Origin of the sequence: Nostoc sp. MS1, from assembly GCF_019976755.1 — a bacterium.
GTDB lineage: Bacteria > Cyanobacteriota > Cyanobacteriia > Cyanobacteriales > Nostocaceae > Trichormus.
The window spans coordinates 4,143,161-4,168,774 of record NZ_AP023441.1; the positions used below are offsets into that span (position 1 = coordinate 4,143,161).

General features: G+C 40.3%; 17 protein-coding genes and 1 pseudogene. 4 read left to right on the forward strand and 14 right to left on the reverse strand.

All coding sequences use genetic code 11. The features are described 5' to 3' along the window. Positions 1-9: 9 nt before the first annotated feature. From NSMS1_RS17920 to NSMS1_RS17930, 3 genes are all read right to left on the reverse strand, one after another. Positions 10-834 carry an SDR family oxidoreductase gene (locus NSMS1_RS17920; protein WP_224086110.1) on the reverse strand — a complete coding sequence of 275 codons (825 nt, stop codon included), beginning with the start codon at positions 832-834 and terminating at the stop codon, positions 10-12. Between the two features lie 107 nt (positions 835-941). Next, positions 942-1,649: a pentapeptide repeat-containing protein gene (locus NSMS1_RS17925; RefSeq protein WP_224086111.1), complete on the reverse strand. Its 708-nt coding sequence runs from the start codon at positions 1,647-1,649 to the stop codon at positions 942-944. Positions 1,650-1,962: 313 nt separating this feature from the next. Next, positions 1,963-2,457 carry a hypothetical protein gene (locus tag NSMS1_RS17930; protein ID WP_224086112.1) on the reverse strand — a complete coding sequence of 165 codons (495 nt, stop codon included), beginning with the start codon at positions 2,455-2,457 and terminating at the stop codon, positions 1,963-1,965. A 798-nt stretch (positions 2,458-3,255) separates the two neighbouring features. Between NSMS1_RS17930 and aroF the strand changes: the two genes are divergently transcribed. Beyond that, positions 3,256-4,128 (forward strand): 3-deoxy-7-phosphoheptulonate synthase, encoded by an 873-nt coding sequence (aroF, locus tag NSMS1_RS17935; RefSeq protein WP_224086113.1) that lies wholly within the window; start codon positions 3,256-3,258, stop codon positions 4,126-4,128. A 50-nt stretch (positions 4,129-4,178) separates the two neighbouring features. Here the strand turns inward: aroF and NSMS1_RS17940 are convergent, their stop codons facing one another. The 4 genes and pseudogenes from NSMS1_RS17940 to NSMS1_RS17955 all read right to left on the reverse strand — a co-directional run bounded on the left by NSMS1_RS17940 (position 4,179) and on the right by NSMS1_RS17955 (position 6,717). Then, positions 4,179-4,376: a hypothetical protein gene (locus tag NSMS1_RS17940; RefSeq protein ID WP_224086115.1), complete on the reverse strand. Its 198-nt coding sequence runs from the start codon at positions 4,374-4,376 to the stop codon at positions 4,179-4,181. A 179-nt stretch (positions 4,377-4,555) separates the two neighbouring features. After that, positions 4,556-5,792: pseudogene (locus NSMS1_RS17945) on the reverse strand (IS4 family transposase). 53 nt (positions 5,793-5,845) lie between these two features. Beyond that, positions 5,846-6,067, reverse strand: a complete 222-nt coding sequence (locus tag NSMS1_RS17950; RefSeq protein ID WP_224086117.1) for a DoxX family protein — start codon at positions 6,065-6,067, stop codon at positions 5,846-5,848. A 47-nt stretch (positions 6,068-6,114) separates the two neighbouring features. After that, positions 6,115-6,717 carry a DedA family protein gene (locus NSMS1_RS17955; RefSeq protein WP_224086119.1) on the reverse strand — a complete coding sequence of 201 codons (603 nt, stop codon included), beginning with the start codon at positions 6,715-6,717 and terminating at the stop codon, positions 6,115-6,117. 123 nt (positions 6,718-6,840) lie between these two features. Between NSMS1_RS17955 and NSMS1_RS17960 the strand changes: the two genes are divergently transcribed. Next, positions 6,841-7,623: an ABC transporter permease gene (locus NSMS1_RS17960; protein ID WP_224086121.1), complete on the forward strand. Its 783-nt coding sequence runs from the start codon at positions 6,841-6,843 to the stop codon at positions 7,621-7,623. Positions 7,624-7,720: 97 nt separating this feature from the next. On the opposite strand, the gene NSMS1_RS17965 is transcribed toward NSMS1_RS17960, so the two are convergent. The 5 genes from NSMS1_RS17965 to NSMS1_RS17985 all read right to left on the reverse strand — a co-directional run bounded on the left by NSMS1_RS17965 (position 7,721) and on the right by NSMS1_RS17985 (position 19,119). After that, positions 7,721-13,795, reverse strand: a complete 6,075-nt coding sequence (locus NSMS1_RS17965; RefSeq protein ID WP_224086123.1) for a response regulator — start codon at positions 13,793-13,795, stop codon at positions 7,721-7,723. A gap of 107 nt (positions 13,796-13,902) precedes the next feature. Further along, entirely contained in the window at positions 13,903-16,728 is a 2,826-nt protein-coding gene (locus NSMS1_RS17970) for a methyl-accepting chemotaxis protein (RefSeq protein ID WP_224086124.1), read from the reverse strand. A gap of 17 nt (positions 16,729-16,745) precedes the next feature. Then, positions 16,746-17,276 (reverse strand): chemotaxis protein CheW, encoded by a 531-nt coding sequence (locus NSMS1_RS17975; RefSeq protein WP_067774323.1) that lies wholly within the window; start codon positions 17,274-17,276, stop codon positions 16,746-16,748. 13 nt (positions 17,277-17,289) lie between these two features. Next, complete coding sequence (locus NSMS1_RS17980; protein ID WP_224086125.1) at positions 17,290-17,655, reverse strand: response regulator transcription factor; 366 nt, start codon at positions 17,653-17,655, stop codon at positions 17,290-17,292. Positions 17,656-17,925: 270 nt separating this feature from the next. Beyond that, on the reverse strand, positions 17,926-19,119 hold the full coding sequence (locus NSMS1_RS17985; protein WP_224086126.1) for a response regulator: 1,194 nt from the start codon (positions 19,117-19,119) through the stop codon (positions 17,926-17,928). A gap of 387 nt (positions 19,120-19,506) precedes the next feature. Between NSMS1_RS17985 and hmpF the strand changes: the two genes are divergently transcribed. Further along, positions 19,507-21,273 carry a pilus motility taxis protein HmpF gene (gene hmpF, locus NSMS1_RS17990; RefSeq protein WP_224086127.1) on the forward strand — a complete coding sequence of 589 codons (1,767 nt, stop codon included), beginning with the start codon at positions 19,507-19,509 and terminating at the stop codon, positions 21,271-21,273. A gap of 396 nt (positions 21,274-21,669) precedes the next feature. Here hmpF and NSMS1_RS17995 read toward each other — a convergent pair whose 3' ends face one another. Further along, positions 21,670-24,252 (reverse strand): GAF domain-containing protein, encoded by a 2,583-nt coding sequence (locus NSMS1_RS17995; RefSeq protein ID WP_224086128.1) that lies wholly within the window; start codon positions 24,250-24,252, stop codon positions 21,670-21,672. Between the two features lie 580 nt (positions 24,253-24,832). Between NSMS1_RS17995 and NSMS1_RS18000 the strand changes: the two genes are divergently transcribed. After that, positions 24,833-25,078: a hypothetical protein gene (locus NSMS1_RS18000; protein WP_224086129.1), complete on the forward strand. Its 246-nt coding sequence runs from the start codon at positions 24,833-24,835 to the stop codon at positions 25,076-25,078. Positions 25,079-25,241: 163 nt separating this feature from the next. On the opposite strand, the gene NSMS1_RS18005 is transcribed toward NSMS1_RS18000, so the two are convergent. After that, positions 25,242-25,613 carry a hypothetical protein gene (locus NSMS1_RS18005; RefSeq protein WP_224086131.1) on the reverse strand — a complete coding sequence of 124 codons (372 nt, stop codon included), beginning with the start codon at positions 25,611-25,613 and terminating at the stop codon, positions 25,242-25,244. Position 25,614: the final 1 nt, after the last annotated feature.

Below are 25,614 nucleotides of genomic sequence, written 5' to 3' on the forward strand. Positions count from 1 at the left end.
TTTCTAAATTTAGAAGATCATTTGAGGATGAATTAATTGATATCCAGCTTGTTTGATTTTTTGATTAGAGACTGTTGCATTATAAGGACGATTACTATTACCTGTATCATCCCAAGTTACTGGAGCTAAATTATGTTTAGCAAATAAAGTATCTAGCAATATTCTACTGGGTAAATGGGCATCATTTACTAAGTTATAAATGCCTTGTAATGGATGTTGACGCACAAACTCTATAGCACCAACAATGTCATCTAAATGAATCCAATTTGTAATATCACTACCATCACCAGGACGAGTGGTTCCAGGAACTCTGCTAAATATTTTCACCAATTCTCTACCAGGGCCATAAATGCCACCTAATCGCAAAATGCAAATTTTGAGTTGTTCACTAGAGGCTGATAATAAAACTTCTTCTGCCTCTTGAAGAATTTCTCCGTTACGGCTTTTAGGCATAGGCGGTGTTTCTTCATCTACCCACTCACCATTTCTATCACCGTAAACTGAATAACTGCCTGTATATATTACTTGTTTAACACTAGAGTTTTGTTGTAAAGCCGCAACTAAAGTTTTGGTAGTATCTAGATATGTTGATTCATACAAATCAGCACCTTTTGCCCCGACACTTAACAAGACGAAATCTTGATTTTCTAAGATATTGACAATTTTTTCTAGGTCATTTCCTTGAGTAACTACAACTTTGTGAGCTAGTTTTTGTAATTGAGAAACACGTTCTGGTGTGGTAGTTGTAGCGGTGACAATTAGATGGGAATTTTGCTGCCAATATTGTGCGATCGCACAACCAACGTAACCACAGCCAATGATTACAATGTTCATAGTTGTCAGTTGTCAATTGTTATTTGTCATTGTCCCATTTATATCAAGCACTGGAGACTGGAAGGACAAAAGAAAACAACTATTGACTATTGACTGTTGACTATTGACTAACTATGAACCGCACCATCAGGCATAATTGCACCGCTTAAATTTGCGCCTATTAATTTTACCAACAGGCGATCGCCTGAACGAATCCGCGCTCCTGTTAAATCTGCTCCTCGCAAGTCAGCGCCACTAAGATCAGCACCGATTAAGTTAGCAGAGCGTAAATTAGCTTCTCTCATGTCGGCTAAGAGTAAATTCGCCCTAAACAAATTTGCTTCTGATAAGTCAGCACCCCTCAGAATCACTTTGTGCATAAAAGTATCACTGAGGTCAGCACCGCTTAAATTAGCGTGACTGAGGTTTCTACCTGATAAATCTTTATTACTTAAATTTGCCCGACTGAAATCTTTGCCGCTCAAATCAGGATTTTGTGGCTGTGGCTGTGGCTGATGAGTTTCTTGGTATGATTTTCTCGGTTGCCGTGGAGGATTCTGGTAAACATGATTGTGCTGACGCTTACCATTGCCATTACTAACGCCATTACCATTGCTATGGCTGTTGTCTTTACCATTTAAAGAACGCAACTTGTCCCTAGCTTCGTTAATTGCCTTAAGTTTGTCCTGCGCTTTTTGTTGCAAGCGGACATTATCTTTAGGAAGTCGGTCAGGATGCCACACAAAAACCAAATCCTTATACGCTTGGTTAACTTCCTCAAGGGTGGCCCCTGGTTCCAATTCCAATACCCTATAATACCGCTCCAGCTCGCTCATAAGATGTTTTATTGGAGAATCAACTTAGTTATGAGAGATATAGCCCTCCATATTTACCAATAGGGACTGGGCAGTACTGTAGCATCTTTAACAGAGTTGAGGATACTACAGTGAAAATAGCACTCAGACATTATATAAGCCTATCGCAGCGAAATGAGTCTATCAATAACTTTTTTGCTCGTAAGGTCTAAGATACTACATTTTATATATTCATCTATAGCCTACCGAGCGATCGCTGTACTCATTTTGACCTAAATGTAGAGCAAATTAACTGCTGTCAGCTGCCCTAAGTCATAGAAATTTACAAAACTTTTCATCTTTGGGCTTGTCGATTTCTCAAATTACCAATGGCTCGTAAATATGCAGCTACAGGGATTTGATAAACTTCGATGAAAATCCAAATAATAATTGATAAATGGGACAAAAAAGTTAATATCGTCCAAATATACGGCAGCCAACTTACAACATCACTAGTGCTAGGTGGAAAATAATAAGCGACAAGACCTATTAGCGTTGTCGGTAACAACACAAAAGTAGCCGCAGCCAACCCATAACCCCAGCCTAATTCTACACCTTCTAACTGCGCCTCCGTCCAGTTAAAGCCATTCCAGCGCCAAATTAGAGGCGGATGTCGAGAAGGCATCTTAATTTGCTGCTGTTCTAAATTCACAGTAAAAATTTCGTGGCAAAAATCACAACCCATTGCTTCCATCAAGGATATGTGAGAAATCTTCCCTACTCGACAGATAGGGCAGGGATAAACACCATGCGTATCAAAAGGTTTAGTGAAGAGTTTAGACCTGAGCATAATCAAACTAGGTTGTGATTAACGTATAGAACCAAAAAACTGTGCAATAAAATACCTCTTTAGGCTTATTTTTTATTTCATTTAATAATATTTACTATCATTTATTACCTATTACCTAAAAAATAAAAGTTACCAAAATCGGAGGATGTATTTTAATAAGAAACATTCTATTTTGTGCCAGCCAGGAACAAACTATCATTCTCAGATTTGTACTGAGTTTATCGTCTTTCTTCCATATCTTGCTGGTCTTGACGCTACAAAATTCTTCTGTTATCTTTGTTTTAAGATAGCGTATACATATATTCTTTAACTTAAAATCGTGCAAATGTTCAGCAGCAGTCGCTACTTTTATTTTTGGCATAAGGCGGTTCACCGGGGGTGAATTAAGTTTCCACATGGAAGCCGCCCGGTGAACCGCAGAGCAAACTCTGCGGTTTTTGTTTTTTTAGGAGTAAATCTACCGATTTTGGATTTTGCGGAACGTTGCGTGGGCGGCTATGCCGACTTGAGCAAACTTTCCAAGACGGATTGAAAACCTAGATTCATTAACTATTCCAGCAGTTTGAAACAAAATTACCTATCCCCATTGAGTATCATGATCTATTTCAGTAATTGGTTTTATGGCTTTTGCTTTTGGCCCAGAGCAAGTTCCGGGTAAATAGCGTCATGCTGATAAATCATACGCGCCCGGAACTAAAGGTTCTGGGCTTTTTTTTCGGCAGTCAAAAGTCAATAGTCAACAGTCAAAAGTCAATAGTCAACAGTCAACAGTTAACAGTCAACTAGGAAAATCAAACCATGATTAACGCTAAACTTGTCGCTCAGTCTTATCCTCATCATCAAACAATCGTTAAACTCTCAAAAACAGTTGCTTTCGGTGGCGAAGAACTGGTAATTATCGGTGGGCCATGTGCTGTGGAAAGTCTAGAACAGATGGAAACAGTCGCCCAAGAGTTAAAATCTGCACCTGTACAAGCTTTGCGGGGTGGTGTTTACAAACCTCGTACCTCTCCCTACGCTTTCCAAGGGATGGGAGAAGCAGGATTAGAGGTTTTAGCCCAAGTGCGATCGCAATACAATATTCCTGTTGTGACTGAAGTTATGTCAATTTCCCAAATTGAAGCGATCGCCGCCCATGTTGATATGTTACAAGTGGGTAGCCGCAATATGCAGAACTTCGACTTACTCAAAGCTTTAGGCCAAGCTGGCAAACCCATATTACTCAAGCGTGGTTTAGCAGCCACAATCGAAGAATTTGTCATGGCGGCGGAATACATTGTCAGTCACGGAAATCCAGATGTGGTGCTGTGCGAAAGAGGTATCCGCAGCTTTGATAGTTACACCCGCAATGTCCTAGATTTAGGGGCGGTAGCCGCACTCAAGCAAATCACCCATTTACCTGTAATTGTCGATCCTTCCCATGCTGTAGGTAAACGAGAACTAGTAGCACCTCTAGCCAAAGCGGCTATAGCTTGTGGTGCAGATGGATTAATTATTGAGTGTCATCCAGAACCAGAAAAATCAGTTTCTGATGCCCGTCAAGCCCTATCTTTAGAAGATATGGTGAATTTAGTAACTAGTTTAAAGCCTGTAGCTGTTGCAGTTGGACGCAAAATATCAGAAGTAGAAGGGGTGGGTTTGCAACCTACCCCTATTTGTCGTGCAGCTTAAACTATCAGAAGTGGGGGAGATAGAGAAAACTTTTATCTCCCTTGTCTTTTCTAACCTTTGCTCTCAGATTCCAAACTCAGATGACCAGATCCATAGGCCAGGATCAACAGAAGTCCACCAATAATAGACAAGTTTTTGAAGAAATTATTAAACTGACTAGGATCAGCCAGGGGATTATGAAACACAATAGTAGCTGGAATCATAAAAATAATGAGCAGAATCGCACCAATTTGGGCTTTATAGCCCAATACGGTTCAGTTAAGCCTAGAAAGCTGATTAGTGATGTGAAATTTCGGAGCTTCTACTCGTTGTCCAGTACCTCTGTGTTGCGGCTTTTTAGAGCGAAACTTTGATACAGGTTTTTTCACAACTCTGGGATTAACACGGTGAACACGTTCAGATAAAAACGTATCTAAAATCTCGACAATTAACCAATCGAAAAAAAAGGTAAGTCTTCGGTCTGTAAATCTTGAAATTTAGGAATAGCACGACGAATGACTCGTAATGTACTTGTAAAACTCAAGCGTAATGGTGGAACCCCAGCAGTAGTTGCAGCTTGAAACATTAACACTCGTACTGACCAATGACCTAACAACCAACCATAAATTTCTTGCACGACTTCTCGTGGTTTTTGAGAACGAACGTGAGTTTTACGCCCCAAAAGATGTATTTTCAATTCATCAATGATATTTTCTACTTCCCAACGTTGATGATATTCCTTAGCTAATAATTCTGCTGGGAATTTCTGAATATCTAATAAACTTGTAATTAAGCGATAAGTAAGTTGTTCCGTGGGATTTTCTGGATGCTCAATTGTGTATTCAATAACTCTCACAAGGATTGGCTGACAACCTTTTGAGCGTAGTTTTCCTGAAGGATTAATCCACGATAAGTAGGAGCCATCTTCTAACGGTTTTTCTGCCAGAAATTTCACATTGGCTGGGATTCTTCCTAAATAATCACAGCCCTTGGATACGGTTTTGTGTACCATTGCATAGGAATGTAAACCTCTATCCCACATCAACAACATTCCTGATTGTACAGAGCGTAATAATTTTAATGCTCGAACTCGTTCTCCCATACGATAAGGACACATTAAGGCATCAAATATAATGTGCGTTCCTGCTTCCACTAAGATGACTAATCTCACCTTGGGAAATGCTGCCACTGTCCCAGTACGGCTACTTGGGCGACCAAAAACTCTGGCATTTTCTTCACTATCTGGAACATCAAAACAGCTACCATCAATTACTACTATTCGTAGCCCATTTAAAAATGCTCCCAATGTTTCAGCCGTTGCCATTGGTTTTACAGAGGCGTGAAATAATTGGCTCATCACCCTTGCACCTAATCTTTGTCGAGCTTGAGTGATTGCCGATTTACAAGGTACTCGCGCTTTTTTTCCCAACTTTTACCCACGCCACAGAAAGACCATCTACTAAGTTTTTTAGTACATCTCGCATTGAATCTCTCGACCACAGACTCATTGCTATTACTAAGCAGACTACCAAATGTGCAGGTAAAGAACGATTTCTTTCTTCGTTAGCTTTGCTGGTTGTAATCGCTTGTTCAATGGCAGTTGCAGGTATGGCTGTCTCTATTGCTTTTAGCAAATCATCGCTTTGTATCATTGGAGACAACAGGGAAAAATCTTTGAGATGCACTACAGTTTACTTTCAGCGTTAATTACAATCCTTAATTTACACAACTTTGCGCCTTAACTGAACCGTATTGCTTTATAGCCCAGAATGATTGACAAACCACCTAAAATCTGAAAAGCAATAGTAAAAACTAGTAAAACTTCTACTATTGGTAAACCGACTTTAGCTATAGATGCACTTGTTCCAGCAAAGTCAAACACTTTGTTTAAACCAGCATAGATAAAAATCACAGCCAAAAAGGAACGAGCTACCAAAGGGATGTACTGTTTGAACATCATAGATGCCTCTTAATCGTTCTTTTGTACTTTCCCTTTATCTTAAAGATTTAATTTTTTGATTTTCTTTCTTGGATAATATGAAATACTGATGGTAATAGCGAGACAACAATAATTAATCCAATGATAGGTAGTAAATACTTGTCTACCTGTTCTGGTGGCAGAGATTTACCAAGAAAGAAACCTAAAAGTGTAATACCGAAAGTCCAAACCAGACCGCCGATTAGGTTATAAAACATAAATGTCCGATATTGCATGGAACCAAGACCAGCAACAATTGGGGCAAAGGTGCGGACAATAGGGACAAAACGCGCTAAAACGATAGTTTTCTTGCCGTGTTGTTGATAAAATTGCTGTGTTTTGACTATATGTTTTTTATGAAATAACCAAGAATCTTCTTTTTGAAATAATCTTCTGCCAAATTTGTGACCAGTGGTATAACCCACGTTATCACCTAAAACTGCACAAACAAAGGCTCCAATAATGAGAATCCAAATATTTAACAAGTGCTGAGATGCCACAAAACCGGCGGTGAATAATAAACTATCTCCTGGTAGGAAAAAACCAATCAATAAACCAGACTCAGCAAATATAATTCCCCATACTCCAAAGTAACCGAGTGATTTGATCAAATGTGGTAAATCAAAGTGCATAAAATTTCGCAGGCTGATGAATGTGCATACAATATCTTAGCCTTGAGGATTTTAGTAGAATCATTATGATTATAAAGATTGGGTCAAGTAACTGAGAAGCAGGGATTAGGTTACGGGTGTAAGATGCAAAGATATTGGAAAGTATTAAAACTATTTTGGAGTGCAGCGATCGCATCTGAGATGGAGTATCGCCTCAACTTCCTCATCGCTACACTCAGTAGCTTAGGTAATTTAGCTGGTAGTCTATTTGGATTATTCTTGTTTTATCGTACTGGCTATACTTTTACTGGCTGGTCATGGGAAGCAGCTTTGATAGTATTAGGAATTTTCACCTTACTGCAAGGCTTTTCAGCAACCTTCCTCGCTCCCAACCTCAACAAAATCGTCAACCATGTCCAACAAGGAACTTTAGATTTTGTTCTACTCAAACCTATTCGCAGTCAGTTTTGGCTGTCTACCCACACTGTATCCCCTTGGGGAGTCCCAGATATTATTTTTGGTAGTATCATCATTGGCTATGCAGGTAAACGCCTTGGTTTAAGTATTACCAACTACATACCAGCTATCCTGCCCTTATTGTGTGGTGTCATCATTCTCTACAGTCTATGGTTTATGCTAGGGGCAACTAGTATTTGGTTTGTGAAAATCTATAACGCCACCGAAGTATTACGCGGCTTACTAGAAGCAGGTAGATACCCAATGATCGCCTATCCCGCAGCTTACCGCTTTTTCTTTACCTTTATAGTTCCAGTAACATTTTTAACTACAGTACCAGCCGAAGTTATGTTAGGCCGAGTGCAATTACCTTGGATAATAGGAGCTTTGGGATTAGCTATAGCCTTATTTTGGGTTTCGAGTTGGTTTTGGCGCTTTGCCCTGCGTTTTTATACCAGTGCTTCCAGTTGAGCCATCCTTCTATAACCTCTTAAACTCTGTGTCTCTGTGACTCTGTAGTAAAAATAATTTATTAAACACAGAGGCACAGAGAAAAATCTCCCATACCTTAACTGTTACCGTGACCTACTAATTTCTCTCCCTTCAACATCCGCACTGCGGCTTCTAACAAAGCTTCTTCTAAGTAAGGCTTAGTAAAGTAACCACTAGCACCTAGTTGAATAGCCATTTGTCTGTGTTTATCCGCGCCCCTTGAGGTAAGCATAGCAATCGGTAAGTGGTTGAGGTTGGAATCTTTTTGAATGCGTGAGAGTAACTCCAGCCCGTCACAACGGGGCATTTCAATATCGCAGAAGACGATATCACAAGGTAGACCAGAGCGGAGTTTATCCCAAGCTTCCTGACCATCACGAGCTTGTTCAACGCGATAACCAGCTTTGTTAAAGGTGAGTGATAACAACTCTCGAACGGTGATGGAGTCATCCACAATCAAGACAGTCGGGTCAATCTTCTCAACCTGGGCTTCTACCGCAGTAGGTGGTGTTGCGTGTTGCCAAGGCGTGTTACCACTGTGCTTGGACATCCGCCCTTGGAAGATATCGATAATTTCCAGTACATCGGCAATTGGCATGATACGACCATCACCCAAGACTGTAGCACCTGCCACACCTATTGGTTTAGGTGCTGGGGCTTCAAATTGTTTAATAACAATTTCTTGTTCACTTAGTACTAGGTCAATTTGCAGGGCGATTAAAGTATTACCCGATCGCACCACAACCACGGAAATCATATCATCATCTCTTGTACCGCCGTAGACACTACCGCGACTAAGTTGACGATTGAAGGTTAACAAGTCTTTCAAAGGTCGGAATGGTAAAACCGTATCGCGCCAAGAAATGAATGACTGTCCATCAGCACTATGTTGAACGTTTTTCGCTGGGATATCTAAAGTATCTTCAACACCATCCATCGGGAAGGCAATCCGTGCTTTATCGGAGACGCAGCATAAAGCCTTACAAATGCTTAGTGTCAGTGGTAGACGAATTGTAAAGGTAGTTCCCCTGCCCAAAGTGGAATCTGTATTGACAATACCCCGAATTTCGCTAATTTCCGACCGCACCACATCCATACCCACACCCCGACCAGCGATTTCGTCGGCTTCGTCTTTGGTACTAAAACCAGCTTGGAATAATAAATCATAGACTTCCATGCGGGACATAGCTTGCGCCTGTGCTGGTGTCATCATTCCCAGTTTCACAGCTTTAGTTTTGATGCGTTCTGTATCAATCCCCGCACCATCATCACCCACAGAAATTACAGTTTGGTTCCCTTGGTGGAAAGCGCGGATAGTAATGGTTCCCACTGGTGGTTTATTGGCAGCTTGCCTGATTTCTGGGGTTTCAATACCGTGAGCGATCGCATTATTTAACATATGCGTCAGTGGGTCATTGAGATGATCCAAAATCATCTTGTCGATTAAAGTATCCCCACCTTCGATAACTAATTCCACCTGTTTACCAAACTTGATTGCATTATCTCGTACCCCACGGCGCAAGCGGTCAATTGTCTGGGAGAATGGAACCATGCGGGCGCGTGTTAGTCCCTCTTGTAGTTGGGTAGTGACTTGGCGGAATTGTCTGGCGACTCGCTCAGTTTCTTCGGTAACGAAGTCGATGTCACTTGCTGACTCCCGCACCCTGACAATGAGTTCAATCATTTCCTGGGAAAGCGTGTGGAAGGGAGTGAAGCGATCCATTTCTAGTTCACTAAAACCGCGATCGCTATTTGCGTCTGGTTCTTGGTAAGTAACTTCTGTAGTTTTCCGACTGGCTAACAAAGAAGCTTCTAAAAGCGATCGTTCATACAACTCCTGCATCCTTGCGCCTACATCAGAGAGTTGTTGTACCTGAATCAGCAAGTTATCTAATGATTGTCGCAACCGTTCATGATCCTGTTCTAAGGTGTTGCGGTTAACCACTAACTCACCCACCAAATTGCTCATTTCATCTAACTGCTTCACCGGCACTTTCATCGTTTCTTCAAATCTTGCAGTCCGCCGATTAGAACCACGTTGAGTTTTACCTACAGTTTGTTTAACTGATGATGAATGAGAAATACTTTGGTCTGCTTCTGCTAACAGTTTCTCCAGATCACTAAATTCATCTCTTAATTCCGGTGCAGCAGGAGGAACATTAGGCGTAATTGGTATAACTTTGGCTAAAGCTGGCTGCGATTCATTTAGTTCTTCTGCATTGTCTGTACTCAACAACGCTTCTAAGACAGCAAAATCATCTATTGCTATAGCATCATTTTCGTTACTAAGTGTAGATTCTCTGTCTAATAATGCTTCTAAATCAGCAAATTCATCTTGGATGTGAGTCTCGGCGTTAGTTAGGATTACATTTTCCTCAGCCTTAGCTACAGTTTCCGATAAAGAACTTACATCCCCCAAAAGCGCTGATAAATCAGCAAATTCATCTGCGTTTTCAGAATCGATGGTTTCTAGACTGTTGCTAGTTGTAATTAACTCCAGTCCGTTAGATTCTGAGATAGATATATCCTCAACCCCGACATCTGTTAAACCATGAGTTTCCGTGATGGACTCATCTAAAGTTAAATCTGATAAACCAGCATCAAGGTTGAATAAATCATCACCTAACTCAATTTCGCTACTCTCTTGTACTAAAGGCGTTTCTAAACTATCGGAAACATCTGTCTGCTCAACAGTAATATTTGATAAAACAGCATCAATGTTGAATAAATCATCGCCTAACTCAATTTCGCTACTCTCTTGTGCTGAAAGCGCTTCTAGACTACCAGAAACATCTTTTTGCTCAACAGTAATATTTGATAAACCTGCATCAATCTTGAATAAATCACCGCCTAACTCAATTTCGCTACTCTCTTGTATTGAAAGCGTTTCTAAACTATCGGAAACATCTGTCAGCTCAACAGTAATATCTGATAAATCAGCATCAAGGTTAAATAAATCATCACCTAACTCAATTTCGCTACTCTCTTGTACTAAAGGCGTTTCTAAACTATCGGAAACATCTGGCTGCTCAACAGTAATATCTGATAAACCTGCATCAAGTTTAAATAAATCATCACCTAACTCAATTTCGCTACTCTCTTGTACTAAAGGCGTTTCTAAACTACCAGAAACATCTGTCTGCTCAACAGTAATATTTGATAAAACAGCATCAATGTTGAATAAATCATCGCCTAACTCAAGTTCGCTGCTTTCTTGTAATGAAAGCGTTTCTAAACTACCAGAAACATCTGTCATCTCAACAGTAATATTTGTTAAGGCACTAGTTAAATCTGATAAATCATCGGTAATGAACCCAAGCTCGCTGCTTTCTTGAGACGAAATCGTTTCTAAGCTAACGGAATGATCTATTTGGTCAAAAGTAATATTCGTTAGGTCGTCAGTTAATTCTGGATTCTCAGAATCTATAATTAATAAATCATCACCTAAAACTAGTTCATCCGTTGTTTCAACTATTGGTGGTGAAAGGGTTTCTAGAATACCCAAATCATCTGTCTGTTCGCCCGTTAACTCTGATAAATTACTATCAGTAATCAGTAAATCATCACCTAAATCTAGCTCACTGCTTTCTTCTATTGTTGGCGCAACAAATTCGATAACTGTTTCTATCCTACCAGAATCATCTGTCTGTTCAAAAGTGATGGCTGTAAGTTCGTCAGTTAACCCTGATAAATCATTATCAGTAATCAATAAATCTAGTTCACTGCTTTCTTCAACTGTTGGCGATGATAGTAAATCTACAGTATCAGCAGTTGCAAATAAATCATGATTCTCTAAAATTGCTGAACTTTCTGGTGCTGTAGCCTCACTATTGATTTCTTGGAATAAATCAACTTCTAATTCAGCAGGAGCTAATTCTTGAATTTGGGTAGTAAATTCAGGAGTAAAATCTAATACTTCTGGTTGTTGAGAAAAACTATGAGTTTCTGGCGTTGAAAGTTGTTCACTTGCCAGCAGATCAATATTCGGATCAATAATAGAATTATCGGCTGTTAGTTCGCCAAACAAATCATCCCCAGTCTGCTCTGAGAATATTAAATCTAACTGTTCTTCTTCCTGTAGGAAAGTTATATCTAAATCTTCTGTGTGAAGATTTTCTCCTATTGGCAATGTAGAATGTGGAGTTTCCGCAAAGAGATCGCTTGAAGTTGCAGCCGCAAACAAACTTGCTTCTAAAGCCTGAGCTATATCTTGCTCTAATACAGATTCTAATATTTGCCCTGGTTCAATCTCTGCTTCTGAATCCCAGAAGTTATCTAAATCATCTTCTGTTTTTGTAACTCCTGATATTGCTGGTGATGATGACAAATCAAATAAATCACTCAATTCCGATTCGTCTGTAGGTAGTAGAGAACCTTCACCCAAATCACTAAATAAATTAGTTAATGATGATTCTTCTAATGGTGTTGATAGATTAGTTTCTGGATTATTTGATAATTTTGTTTCTTTTAAACCATCTACATTTATATCTGTTTCTAAGAATAAATCATCAATATTAGTCACTGATTCTACGACAGATGAACTATCTTTATTAGATGATAATTCTAATAACTCATCTATAAAATCATCTTCTTCTGAGGATTTTATAGTGTTCTCTTTAGCTTCTTGTAATATTTCTTCAGCAGTAATTGGTGCTTTAAATAAATCTTGTGATTCTAAATTATCCTTATCTAATAAGTTATCACCAAATAATAAACTTAAATCTTCTGAATTATTTGTAGTGCTTTGAGTCTCTTCACTATCATCATTAAGCGAGAGAAAATCAGCTATATCATTATCAATTCCCTCAGATTTAGTTTCACTATTATCTACTTCTAAATTGTTAGTGTCTGTGAGGTTAATAATTTCCTCTTGTTGCCATGTGTCGTCTAGCTCTGGTGTTTCACCTTCAAATAAATCAGCAAGAGTATTTAACTCAGCTAATCCTACTTCTGGGCCGTGGGTATGAATTTTGTTAGTGCTATGTGGTGTATGGTCTTCGCTATCCAAGAAAATATTGTCAGTTGCCGTGTTTTCTGCGGTGACATTTTCCGGCTCAAGTTGCTGAGATATTTCGGTTAGACTAGTGACGCTATCTGTTGGTGGCTCAATAACAGGCTCGTTACTTTCATTATGAGTAATAGTAGTTTTTGGTTCGGGGGGGAGTAGTTCGATAAATGATTGACTAATAGCCGTGGGAACATCACCAAGTAGATTTTGCGCCACTTCTAACAATGGCATTTCTGGGAAACCCCAAAGTGCTTCTAATCGATGACTGATGGTGATTTCGGATTCCCTACCTTGCAGAACTAATTCTTGAGCTTGCTTAATTTCTGTAATGACAATTTTAGCTAAAGTAAGATAAGTATTTTCTTGATTAGCGATCGCATTAGCTGCGGCTTTAGATAAATTACACCAATTGGGTAAATTCCATGTCTTGCCAATTTTGACTAACTGATTACAACAGTCTTGAAGACTTTGCCTAGAAGCTGGTGTGGCTGGTTGCTTAAATAATTGCAACATTTCCCTAAGTGTTTGTAGCACCTGGGCTTGAAATTCACCCCATTGATCGGCTGTACTTACTGTTTGTGTTGCCACTGCTGGAGCTGTTCTGTGGGCTTCGCCTGCTGTATGTACAGCATCTTGACGGAAGAAGATTTCTGTCAGTGTACCCACACTATCTGTTGGGCTTGGCTGGGTGGCGACTTCACTAGCTCCGCCAGATGTACCTTTCTGCACCAATAATTCTAAATGCTCATGTAACCATTGGAAAACCGGTTCTGTTTCCGACATCAAAGTGTTCGCCACTTCTTCGGATAAACCAAATGGCCCACTTAACTGTTCTAACAAAGCCTTAAGAGTATCAGAAACACCAAGAAATAGGGACTCTAATTTTTGGTCAACCTGAATTGGATTCTCTTTAAGAACTTTAAAACAATCCTCCAAACGGTGGGAGGTGTTCTGAATGCTGGTTAAGCCAAGCATTGCTGCACCCCCTTTAATGGAGTGAGCAGCCCGGAAAACTTCGTTGATCATTTCCGGGTCGTTCAAGGTACTCTCAAGATTGAGCAATCCCTGTTCGATTGTATTCAGGTGATCCCTCGCCTCTTCGATAAAGTAGCCTAAAATCCTCTGTTGTTGTTCGGGCAGCATAGTTTTTAGTCAATAGTCAATAGTCAATAGTCATCAGTCAACAGTCAACAGTCATTAGTCAATAGTCAATTTGGTAAACTTGGGACTTGGGACTTTGGGACTATTGACTATCTTGTTTCCATTGTTTCCACGCGGAAACGTTCTACGGAAGAAATCAAATCGCGGGATACACCCACGAGGTTTTGCAGTGCGCCGGAAACTCGTTGTGCTTCCTGGGAAGTTTCTTGAGCTGTCAATTCCACCGATTGCATTACCTGAGCCACAGCACGGGATGTTTCCGTTTGTTCTACGGTATCGCTGGTAATTGAGCGGACTAAACTGTCGATACGGTTTGCCACCTGGATGATATTTTCCAGCGATCGCTTGGCTTCTTCCGCCAGCTTTGTACCTTTAATTACCTGTTGTGTACCTTCTTCCATTGCGGTCATTACTGAGCCGGTTTCACTCTGGATTTGCATGACGATTTGCTCAATTTCCTTTAAGGATTTGGCTGATTTATCCGCTAACTGGCGAACCTCATCAGCTACGATCGCAAATCCGCGTCCAGCCTCTCCCGCTCTTGCCGCCTCAATACTGGCGTTGAGTGCCAGTAAGTTGGTACGCGAGGCAATCTGAGAAATCAAGGCGACAATCTTAGAAATTTCCTGCGAGGATTCCGCGAGGCGTTTCACCTTGCGGGTAGTTTCGGCTACAGTTTCCCGAATTTCCAAAATACCCGCCACAGTATTTTCTACTGCTTCGCCACCTTTGAGAGCGATCGTACTAGCATCACGCGCCACTTTCTCAGCTTCCCGTGCTGCTTCTGCTACCCGTTGAATCGAATCAGTCATTACCTGCACAGAATTTAAGGTAACTCCCAACTCCTCAGCTTGGCGCAACGCATCGCTTGACAAGGCTCTAGCAAAGGTTTCCGAATTGGTAGCACCTTTGGTTACTTCCTTGGCTGCCACTTTTACTTGTTGTACAATGTCCCGCAGGTTTTGAATTGTCAAGTTAAAGGCATCAGCAACGGCTCCGAGTACGTCGGCTGTCACTTCAGCTTGCACCGTTAAATCACCCCTAGCTGCGCCTTCCACATCATCCAGCAGGCGAATTACTTGACGTTGGAGGTTTTCCTTAGCTTCTTCTTGCTCATCCGCCTTGCGTTGAGCTTCATTAGTGGTAGTAAAAATTACCCGCGCCATTTCATTGAAGCCGGCCGCTAATTGTCCCAATTCATCCTCAGAAAACACCGTAGCTTGGACATTTAAGCTACCTTGACGCACAGCATCAAATTGCGCTTGTAAATCCTTGGTGGTGCGGCGGATTTGTTTGAGAGTCATGTTCCCCATAAAGGCGGCTGTAGCAAAACCTGTTAGCCCGGCTGCTAATGACATCGCCCAGCCTGTGTTACGTACAGACTCCCGTTGTTCTGGTGGAGCAACGTTAGTCGCACCAAAGCTAACTACGGCTACCATCAAAGCGGAGAACACGCCGACAGTACCAGCTACTAACCAAGGTTTTTTGTCTAGAGAAGCATTTTCTAATGGTGCTAACCAACCTTGCTCAACACTGACATTAGCTTCTACCTTGGGAACATCTGATTGGCTGAAGATGGGTACTGCTTCTTGAGAGCCAGTAATAGTAAATAGTTCTTCGTCGCGCTCTGAAGTATCGTTTGGAGTTTCTGTGGTTTTGCTACGAGGAGGGCTATTAACATCCCCAGAACTGGAAAGCATTACATCACTGAAGCTGGAATCGGCTTCCGACAAATCAAACCCAGGAATGTTACCTAAATCGTCAAATTCATCAAAGTCGTCTAAAAACTCTATATTACTTTTAGAATTTTCTTTACTGAAGACGGCGCTTGTCTCTTCATCAATTGATACGCTTTCTGACCCAAAAGCCGATTCAAAGGCTTCAAAATCAAAACCTTCATCAACATCAAAGTTGTTTATCTCCTCTTTTATCGTATTAGGAGATGGTGATTTCAAAATGAAGCCACTATTAGATGATGCTGGTGATTCTAAAACTTCCTCTTGAGAGGCTATTTCTTGTAACCAATTACTTGAGTCGGGATGAGCAATATTATCTAAATTTTCATCTGATAAATTTTCTAAAGGTATTACGCCATTCTTAGATTCTTCTTTTCTGGTTTCAGTGCTTTGTTGACTGTTTTCCATAAGGAACTCAGTGACGGAAGCCTGACCAATAAAACTATTGGTTGTGTCAAATTCAGCAAAAGGTGATTCGAGATTACTTGAGTTTTTGCTTGATGAGTCTGATTGACTGTCTAAAGACGTACTATCAACACTATCTTCTTGCCAAAAGAGAGGCAAATCTAAGTCTTTTTGCCCTTCCTGACTATCTAAATTTTCTTCTTTCTGCTCAATATCTAAAGCAAAAGGATTATCACTAAAACTTTGTATAGATTCTAAAGATTCAGTGTTTTTTTCAAAAGAAATGCTATCTATAGGTGTTTCAAAGGGATTGTCTAAAGATAAATCATCTGTGCTGTCTCCAGATTCTTCTAAAGAGAGCAAATCTAAACTGTTATTATCAAAATCGCCAATTGCTCCTAAATCCTCTAACTCTGATGCTTCAGGCTCTTTAAGAGCAAATGCACCCAAATCTATTGAGTCACTACTATCAACATCAAAGCCTTGTTCAGCCAGCTGCTGATATTGGCTAATATTGTCTAGACCATTTTGAGCCATACCAATGATTTCAAAATCATTGGTCAACTCCATGACTTTTTCATATTCTGCCGTTGCTACATCGAATTGCTTCAAAACATAATAGATGTGGCCCCGTAATAGATGAAAATTTGGCTCATCTGGTACATTCTGCACGACCTGATCAACTAAACTAGCGGCAACATCATATTTATGTTCCGCGTAGGCTGTACTAGCCTGCTGATATTTCTCAAGGTATTGGTCTATACTTGCTGCCATTTGCTCCCCTCCCAATTTCATCCTGCCCACCTCGCACTCCGCAAAATTGCTGTTTGGTCAAGTAGTCTTAGAGACTGGTTGTTTTTAGTTTCTAATAACCACTCCCCTCGCAAAAAGGGAGCCATTGTATCCGGTGTATTTGTAGGTGGCATGAGATTTTGTACATCAAGCCAATCCATTCCACCGACCGTTTCTACTGCTAAACCGACGATTGTGTCTTGCTCTTGCACAGCAATCACCGGAATTTCTGCCCTATCTGTGTTTAGCGGAGTTACTTCTCCTAAAAATTGACCCAAATCGGCTACCCAAATTACTCGACCGCGTAGATTTAAAGTACCCAAAAGTAAAGGAGAAGCATTAGGAATCGGGGTGATTCTGTCAGGACTCAGTTCCATCACCTCTCGAATACCAGTTGCGGGTAGTGCAAACTCCTGATGCGAGGGAATGTAAAACCGTAAATGTAACTCACCTTCGGGACTTTCTACTTGAAATTCGGGACGGAATTGGTCTTGACCACTGCCATTTAAAAAGTCCGGTTTGCTGACCATGTTGTTTTCATCCTTATCCTCGCAGTAGTTGTTTGACTGTTCCTACCAATTCAGTAGGCTGAAATGGTTTTGCTATGTAAGCATCCGCGCCTTGTTTCATCCCCCAATAGCGGTCAAATTCTTCCCCTTTGGAAGAACACATCACCACAGGAACATTTTGGGTTTTCGGGTCTGATTTCAAGCGTCGACAAACTTCATAGCCGTTCATTTTCGGCATGACAATATCTAAAACGACTAGATCAGGAGGTTCGTCTTTAATCGCCTCTAGTGCTTCTAATCCGTCGGTTGCGTGAGTGACTGTTAAGCCGCTAGCCTTCAGGAGGTCTGTAATCATCTCCCTCTGTGCAAGACTGTCTTCCACAATCAGAACTGTACTCATATATAGCTATCTACCTCCTGATGTAGACGTTCCTGTTTGGAACATTCCCTGATCTCCCTGCAAAAATTACTGTATAAATTAATTCTATTTTTTTGCTTAATTGTCTAGATAATACTTTGACTCGGAGTAGGTTCATTCTGTGATAACATTTTTTACCTCATCTTTTATAAAATTAACAAGGCCAAAGTAGTTATTAGTCATTAGTCATTAGTCCATAGTCCATAGTTAAGAGTTATTCTTCCCTGCTCCTCTGCTACCTTTAGGCAATCTTTAACCCCTGAGATATTTCTTTACCAGCATGAGTAATTCATCATTATTAAAAGGTTTGATGAGATAGTCGGTGACACCTGCCATCCTAGTTCTGATTCGATCTATAAATTTATCTTTACTACTCAACATAATCATCGGTATATACCGAAAAACTTGAGATTGGCGCAGCATGGCACAAATTTCATAATCATTTAGTTCTGGTGTGATAATGTCACATAAAATTAAATTTGGCTGGAGTTGGACAATTAGACTCAGAGCTTCTAAGGGCTGGCTTAAAGCAATGACTTCCGGGAGAGTGTAGCCCATCGCTTCATATCCTTGGGCTTGCAGAATAGACTCTATGGTTTCACAAGTGCTTTTTGTATCGTTAATACACAATATTTTTGCTTTGTTTTTACCTTGTGTTATTTGGATATTTTGATTTGTTTGTGGGCTAGTTAGTTTTAACCATCCTTGCTGTACATGAGGATAGATGACCTTGGCAACTGTCAAAATGTCTCGGTTGAGATAACGTCCTAATTGTCGTAAGGTGGTTTTTCCATCAGCCCATTGTTTTAATTTAGTGATTGTGGCTTCTGGAAGTGATGAGTTTAAATGAACTCTGTCAGCTAAAACTAGCAATTGATATGGGGAGTGAATATAAGGATATAGCTGGTTCCAACCTTGTAATTGTTGGGTAATTTGAGTAACTAGGGGTGAAATCTCCCAGCTAGTTAGTTGAGGTGCGATCGCACTATCCCCAAGGAAAATAAAATAACCTTCCTGTAGATTGAACAAATCAAATAAAGTTTCACAAATCAACCGATAGATGATGTTTTCGGCTATTTTCGGGCTGATCAGATTTTCCTCTAACAATAGCCAAAGATATTCATATTCTGAAGGATTATGTTTGCCTAAACCAGTTAGTTGCTGCTTATCAAAATTTGTTTCTATACGATGATGATGTAAATAATCATCAATCCGTGACAAATTTTCTCCAGCTTGGCAATAAATTATTCGACCATTAAGAAAAAAGACCAACCAATACTTTTGTTGGTATTTTCCAGTATCATCAGTCTCCCCTGCATCGTCTGTGTCAGCTTTGTTACTGCTGTATAAATTAGGAACTTCAATCAAAAGTTGCCCAGTTCGCTGACCTAATTCAATCAATTGCAGGATACTGCGAACGTCGATTTCATGTAAATTTCCCTGCATTTAAGTTAGTCCAGAGTCAATGGTCAATGGTCATTAGTTATTAGTCCACAGTTTTCCTCTTACTCACCTACTTCCTCATCTCACTAATCTCCCTCATGTCATTTTCTTTACAACCTAGAGAATATATTTATCCCGACGTTGTAAATTTCCTTAATAAAATTAAGATAAAGTTAGTGATAACACGGAAGTCATCATAACTGCCACAAGTACACAATGTTAAAGACAACAAGACATTCGCAGTTATAAAAATGAAGACGCTAGATATAGCGTCTATAAATAGTTTTGTTTGTCTTATTTTGCTCAATTGAAGCGGAATAAGACAATTTAGCAGAATTATATAATGTATATTTCAAAACACAGATTTAAGTACATGAGAGGAAAAGTGGTGTGCTGTATTTAGCAGAAGTACAAAAGCCCAAAGGTAACTTACTCACTACTAACTTACTCAGTAACAGTTCTAAAACAGAATTGAAACTGCTAGCCTGTCAGCGAACCGACCAGAACTGGACTACTGTGTCGGAAGAAGTGATTGCAGCTGATGAAGCTAGTAAATTAAATGATGGCGCACTGGTTTTGGTGGAACTTACACCAAATCGCCAAGTTCAGAGGCTTCAAGAAGCTGGTCGTCCTCTGGTTAACATTTTGCAGAACTTTTCTAGGCAGTTAGAAAAATATAAGCTCAAAGAAGACGAAATTGACCAGTGGAAAGAGTCGCTGACATTCCAGGCGCAGGAGTTGAACCGCCGGGAAATGGATATGGAGGCGCGGCTGGAACAATTGCACGAAATGGAGGGTGAGTTCCAACGTCTAGAAGCGCAACAACAGGAAGTAGAAGCATCCCGCGAACAAATTGAAAAATTACAAGCAGAAGTTGAACGCAACCGTCAAGAATTAGAAGGTGCTTGGGAGCATTTGCGGGGTGAACAGCGCCGCTTTGAGGAGCGTCTGCATGAAGGGAATGTTTTAAATGTAGCGCAAAGTCAGGCGATGAGCGAACTATTAGACCGCTTGTCTAGTCGTATTGCTCCTACAGAGACTGTTAGAGAACACCTGCATCAAGCTTTTGAATTAGTCGAAAAACAACAAGCTACGCTTAATCCTCATTGGCAAAACCTTGAACAACAAAAGACTCTAGTTAATCAAAAGCAAGAAGAAGTTAATCAACTAGGGCAAACATATAGCGATCGCCAAAATTTACTAAAACAAGCACAAGATTCTTTACACCAGCAAACTGCTCAATTAAAGGTGAAAACAGCTTCTCTAAGCAGTAAGCAAGAATATCTCCGCATCCTCAAGGAGCAGTTACAATCTCAAGATGCTTTATGTCAACAGATTAACTCTTTGGCTATCACTTCCGGCAATGTTTCGCCTAGTCAAAAAGTTGATGTGCAAGCGCTCGAACAAATGCCTTTAGATGAACTGCAAAAAATCATTCAAGACCTAAATGATAAATTGCAAATAGATTCCAGTTTTGTTCATGACCAAGAACAAGAACTAACATATAAACAACAAACTATAGAAGACTTACAACAAAAAATTAGTCAAGCATCTGACCAAGATTTAATTAATTTACAAATGGAATTGTCAGATGAGCAAGACTTGTATCAAATGCTCAATGAAACTTTAGTCGGACAACGGCGTAATTTAGTAGCTAGACAAAAGCTGATTCAGCAACACCAAAATGTGCTGCTACGAAGACAAGGGCAACCTGTTAACACTACAGAAGAAAATAATAGCATTGATTTCAGCCCACTACTGTCACAAGTCGAAACTCAGCGACAAAAGCAATCTCAAGAATTACAACAACTGGAAAAAGAAATTGAACAATTGCGTTCTGCGATCGAGCTAGATCAGGGCATGATTGATAATCAAGCTCATGATCTGGAAGAAAAGTTGCAAGAACTCAAAAAGATGGAGTCTGACTTAGTAGCCTTAAAAACTACAACGGCTGAATGTTGGGGTCGAATTAATCTTTATCAAGAAGCACTACAACCAATCCAAGATGGTGTAGATGAGTTACGCAAAAAGCTACAAGGAATTGGTGAATCTTTAGCTCAAGTCCAAGAAGCAGGCGACTATCAATTGCAAACTATTAGTGAGTTACGTCAAGTTATGAATGGTTTGATATCTCAGCCTGAGTTAGTAGCTTCTTGAAAAGTGCTGAGTGGAGAGTGTTGAGTAATAATTTTTTTCTCTGACCTTGACATAGGTACTTAATTGACTATCCTGAGTGACCTTTCTAAGTACCAAGACTTCAACGGCTACTGATGAAGTCTGTAGACTCGTTTGACATCTCCACTCAATAAAGCTCAATAAATTTGACATTGGGGCTTGAATACTTTGACCTGAATTTGTTTTCAGGAAATGTCCTTCCATTCATACCTAACCATTCTTAATGATTGGCTCATGGCATTTACACTCTACTAGTGAGCTGTCATTTCCAAAAATATTTGCAACACATGAATCGGCTGTAGGGGTGCAAAGCTTGCACCCCTATCCATGTATCTATCCCACATTTCGCAGGTATATTATGAAAAAGCGTCTATCTATTTATTTCTCTTGAAAAGTCCATACACCTTCATCCCATTCGCTATCTGTAGGGGGTGACTGTAACCAATGTTGACAGCGTAGCAGGTGCAACATGGCGGCTTTGTCATGTTTATCAACTGCTAAAACCTGGGCAAATTCTGCCCTTGCGAGGGGAAACTGACGCTGGAGATAGTATTCTCGACCTTTATGATAATGTTCAATTACCCGTAATTTCTCGCTGTTGATGGGGTCGGAACGTAAACCCACTAACTCATATATAGATACGGGTTCATTTCTACCTTTAACGCGGATGTAATCTAGTTCTCTGGCCCAAATTTTATCTCGGCATGGTCGGAAGGTGTTATCGCTAATAATAATGTCACAACCATATTGTTTACTCACACTTTCTAGGCGAGAACCAAGATTGACACCATCACCGATCGCCGTAAATTCCATCCGCTTACTGGAGCCAATATTACCGCTAATTACAGTATCGGAGTTAATACCAATACCGATATTAATTCTTGGCTTATTGGCAGCGTAACGCCGTTGGTTAAATTCCTGTAGGCGATGGCGCATTTCTATAGAAGTTTGTACCGCCATCCAGGCGTGTTCTTCTAGGGGGAGGGGAGAACCAAACACAGCCATAATCGCATCACCGATATATTTATCGAGTGTGCCTTTGTGCTTAAATACAGCATCTACCATTGATTCAAAATACTCATTGAGCATACTTACCACTTCCTCAGCTTGGAGATTCTCAGTCAAAGTGGTGTAGCCGCGAATATCAGAAAATAATATAGAAACATCTTTGCGATCGCCTCCCAGTTTAGCATCGTCCAATTTCAACAATTCTTCTGCTAATTCCTGGGTCATGTACCGATACATGGTACTTTTGAGGCGTTTTTCATCACTAATATCTTCCATCACTACCAACGCACCACAAACTTGTTGCGGGTCGCTGGCATCGGCAATGGTATTTATTGATAAATTAATACTATGTTGTACTGTGTCGTTGCTAACGAGTGTGCGGTCTGGGTAATATTGCTGGCGGCGTTTGGTATCTTCGCCATGTAAAGCATCTTCACACCATTTGCTAAAATCGCCTTCTTTAATGGCGATCGCTTCACAAATAAGTTTACCTTCTAATCGCTCCTGGGATTCTAATCCCAACAAACGCACTGCGCTTTCATTAACTGCAATAATTGTCCCCGCCTTATCTGTAGAAATTACGCCATTGGAAAGACTGCGCAGAATATCCCGTTGCATTTGTTCTTGCTGCTTGACTGTGGCGAACAACTGCGCGTTTTGTAAAGCCACCCCAGCTTGGATATTGAAGGCTTCCATAAATTCTTCGTCATTGCGGTCAAAACTTGCTTGGAAGCATTCTGGGGCTGTGGGCCAAGTGTCGGGGTTGTATGGAGGAAACTCGCCTGTTTTCTTTTTATTTATCAGTTGAGTAACACCGATTAATTCTTGGTCGCCGTTGAATACGGGCATACATAATAAGCTACAAGTGCGGTAGCCATTTTGTTGGTCGAGTTGTTTGGCGGTTGCTGAGTCTGGATGGTCGTATAAATCGAAAGGAATGTTAAGTTTTTGACCTGATGCGGCTACTATCCCCGCAAATCCTTTACCTATGGGTACGCGCAACTCCTTGGTAGAACCGTTATCTTGGGTGATTTTTGTCCATAGTTCATGGCGATCGCGGTCTATTAACCATAGGGTACTGCGATCGGCGTTCATTAGTTCCTTGGCTTCGTCCATCACCCGTTTGAGGGTATCTTCCAAATCCAGACTACTTTGGCTGAGGGATTTGACAGCTTTCATCATCGCCGCCGCCGCCCTTTGTTTTTGTGTGGCGATATAAAAAGAGCGCGACGACTCTAAAATCAAGCGAATTGATGGCGCAAACTCTTGGAATAACTGCTCATCAGCACTGGTAAAACCTTTGGTATCAATCTGTTGTGCCAGTGGTGCTTCAGGGGAGTTGTAAGGTTTTAATTTATTGAGTAATTGTACTACTGCTACTAGTCGCCCTTGCTCGTTTAAGAGCGGTAAGGCCAACATAGTGTAGGTACGGTAGCCTGTGATTTTTTCTTGTTTTTGAGCAAATATCGACCGGGGGTCGTGATAAAAGTCAAAGGGTATGTTAACTACCTTCTTAAAAGTAGCGACTTCACCTGCAATACCTTTGTCGGCGGGGATGCGAATTTCTAAAGAGCGATCGCCCTCACCTGCGGCAACAATTGACCACAATTCTTGTTTTTCTTCATCTAACAAAAATATAGTCGTGCGGTCTGCTCCTAGTAATTCCCCTGTTTTTAGGGTAATTGAGTGCAACATTTCTTGCAGAATAGTCTCAAACCCATGAGAATCTAACATCGACAGGGTTTGATGCACAATTTGTAGCTTCTGCTCAACTTCTGTAACAACTTGTTTAAAAGTATCCTGAGTTAAGGGAGCAAGAAATGTAGAAATAGTACCTTTTCTGCGGGCTAGTGCGCCGACAGGAGAAGAATTTGCTGGCAGGTTTTGTTCCTGATTTTGTACTCCAATCATCAAATCGCCAGTCTCCCCAAAATTACGCCGTGGCAATGACATAAGTAATTTTTGATATAACAGGATTTAGACTTTTAAGAATTTATTTAAGTGTTGCTAAAGGCAACGAAGATGGACATTACACACAGTGTAATCTGTAGTTCAGTCAGCGTCATCCTGCTCTAATACTGGTTTTCTCTATATCTCCTGCTACCAGCCGACAGCAAAATCAGTATAGACGATAACTCAATGGCGATCGCTAGATTCATAGTTATACTGATATATTTATCAGCTATTTGCTTGATGTATCTTATTAACGGGAATAGTGTATAAATTATATTGCCCAATTTCGGGGGTTTAGTAACACCCTGCTTTTTGTACTTGGCAATGGACAAAGTTCAACAGGGCTGATCGTTGTAAAAGAATTTTGTGATTTTTGCGTAAAACTTGAAAATGCCACTGATATTTACAGAGAAGAGTTTTGGGACTCATCTTGATTGTTGAGCTATTAAGTAGGTAGAACATTGGTTACTAAACAGATGACTACATCACTGAAAATTTTTCAATAATCAAATTAGTCCTCTCGCAATTTTCCTGCCGTATCTGATTAAACTTTCATATTTTGCAAGAGGGGTAAATTGACATGACAACTTACACATTAAGTCAAGCTAATTCTTGGTTTAACATTGAAGCACTATTTAACATTGGTGCTATATTTGGTATTTATAGTGGCGATCCACGGCCAATTAGCCCAGAACCTAGTACAGAAGAAATCAAAAATCCATTAGAAGAAGTATTAAACCCATCTAAAAAACATAAAAAAAAGCCTATAGGCTCTGATACAGACTCTTCAAGCAATTCTACAATTGACTCAGATTCACAAGTATAAAACTTCATTAAAGCTGGCTTATCGAAAAAATGGTTTTAAAACTATTAACCTAAGATAAATGAATAGCTGTAAGGACGCACAGCTGGCTGTGCGTCCTTACCTATGTATCTATATCAAGCATTCTGTGAAATGGTGTAAGCCCTAGATTATTACTATCAACTCATCATTCATCCAACTGTTGGGCTGATACTTCCACGGCTGTAACATCAATTGTTCCTTCTGGTGCGAAGCGTTGAAAATGACCCTTTTGTACCATTACATTTTCCCCACAATTAGGACATTGCATTTGACTATTATTTAAACCCGTAAATTCATAATTACAGACGGGACATTGATCAGTGACTAAGTTGCGTTCTAGCCACCAGCGAAACCCAAAGAACGCCACAACAGGCGCTAGCAATATGAATCCCAGAATAATCAACAAAGAATTTACTAACCATCCCAAGCCCAAGGAAGCCAGTAGCCAAGCGATGGCTAACGCTGTTAGCCAAGGGCGGAAATTTAAAAGATTTAATTGAGAGTTGTTAAAGCTCATT

Coding starts and splice junctions, on each gene's coding strand:
- NSMS1_RS17975 (WP_067774323.1), bottom strand. CDS start 17,276: ATGGTCAGCAAACCGGACTTTTTAAATGGCAGTGGTCAAGACCAATTC.
- NSMS1_RS17960 (WP_224086121.1), top strand. CDS start 6,841: ATGCAAAGATATTGGAAAGTATTAAAACTATTTTGGAGTGCAGCGATC.
- NSMS1_RS17930 (WP_224086112.1), bottom strand. CDS start 2,457: ATGCTCAGGTCTAAACTCTTCACTAAACCTTTTGATACGCATGGTGTT.
- NSMS1_RS17980 (WP_224086125.1), bottom strand. CDS start 17,655: ATGAGTACAGTTCTGATTGTGGAAGACAGTCTTGCACAGAGGGAGATG.
- NSMS1_RS17925 (WP_224086111.1), bottom strand. CDS start 1,649: ATGAGCGAGCTGGAGCGGTATTATAGGGTATTGGAATTGGAACCAGGG.
- NSMS1_RS18005 (WP_224086131.1), bottom strand. CDS start 25,613: ATGAGCTTTAACAACTCTCAATTAAATCTTTTAAATTTCCGCCCTTGG.
- NSMS1_RS17985 (WP_224086126.1), bottom strand. CDS start 19,119: ATGCAGGGAAATTTACATGAAATCGACGTTCGCAGTATCCTGCAATTG.
- NSMS1_RS18000 (WP_224086129.1), top strand. CDS start 24,833: ATGACAACTTACACATTAAGTCAAGCTAATTCTTGGTTTAACATTGAA.
- NSMS1_RS17920 (WP_224086110.1), bottom strand. CDS start 834: ATGAACATTGTAATCATTGGCTGTGGTTACGTTGGTTGTGCGATCGCA.
- NSMS1_RS17970 (WP_224086124.1), bottom strand. CDS start 16,728: ATGGCAGCAAGTATAGACCAATACCTTGAGAAATATCAGCAGGCTAGT.
- aroF (WP_224086113.1), top strand. CDS start 3,256: ATGATTAACGCTAAACTTGTCGCTCAGTCTTATCCTCATCATCAAACA.
- NSMS1_RS17965 (WP_224086123.1), bottom strand. CDS start 13,795: ATGCTGCCCGAACAACAACAGAGGATTTTAGGCTACTTTATCGAAGAG.
- NSMS1_RS17950 (WP_224086117.1), bottom strand. CDS start 6,067: ATGATGTTCAAACAGTACATCCCTTTGGTAGCTCGTTCCTTTTTGGCT.
- NSMS1_RS17995 (WP_224086128.1), bottom strand. CDS start 24,252: ATGTCATTGCCACGGCGTAATTTTGGGGAGACTGGCGATTTGATGATT.
- NSMS1_RS17955 (WP_224086119.1), bottom strand. CDS start 6,717: ATGCACTTTGATTTACCACATTTGATCAAATCACTCGGTTACTTTGGA.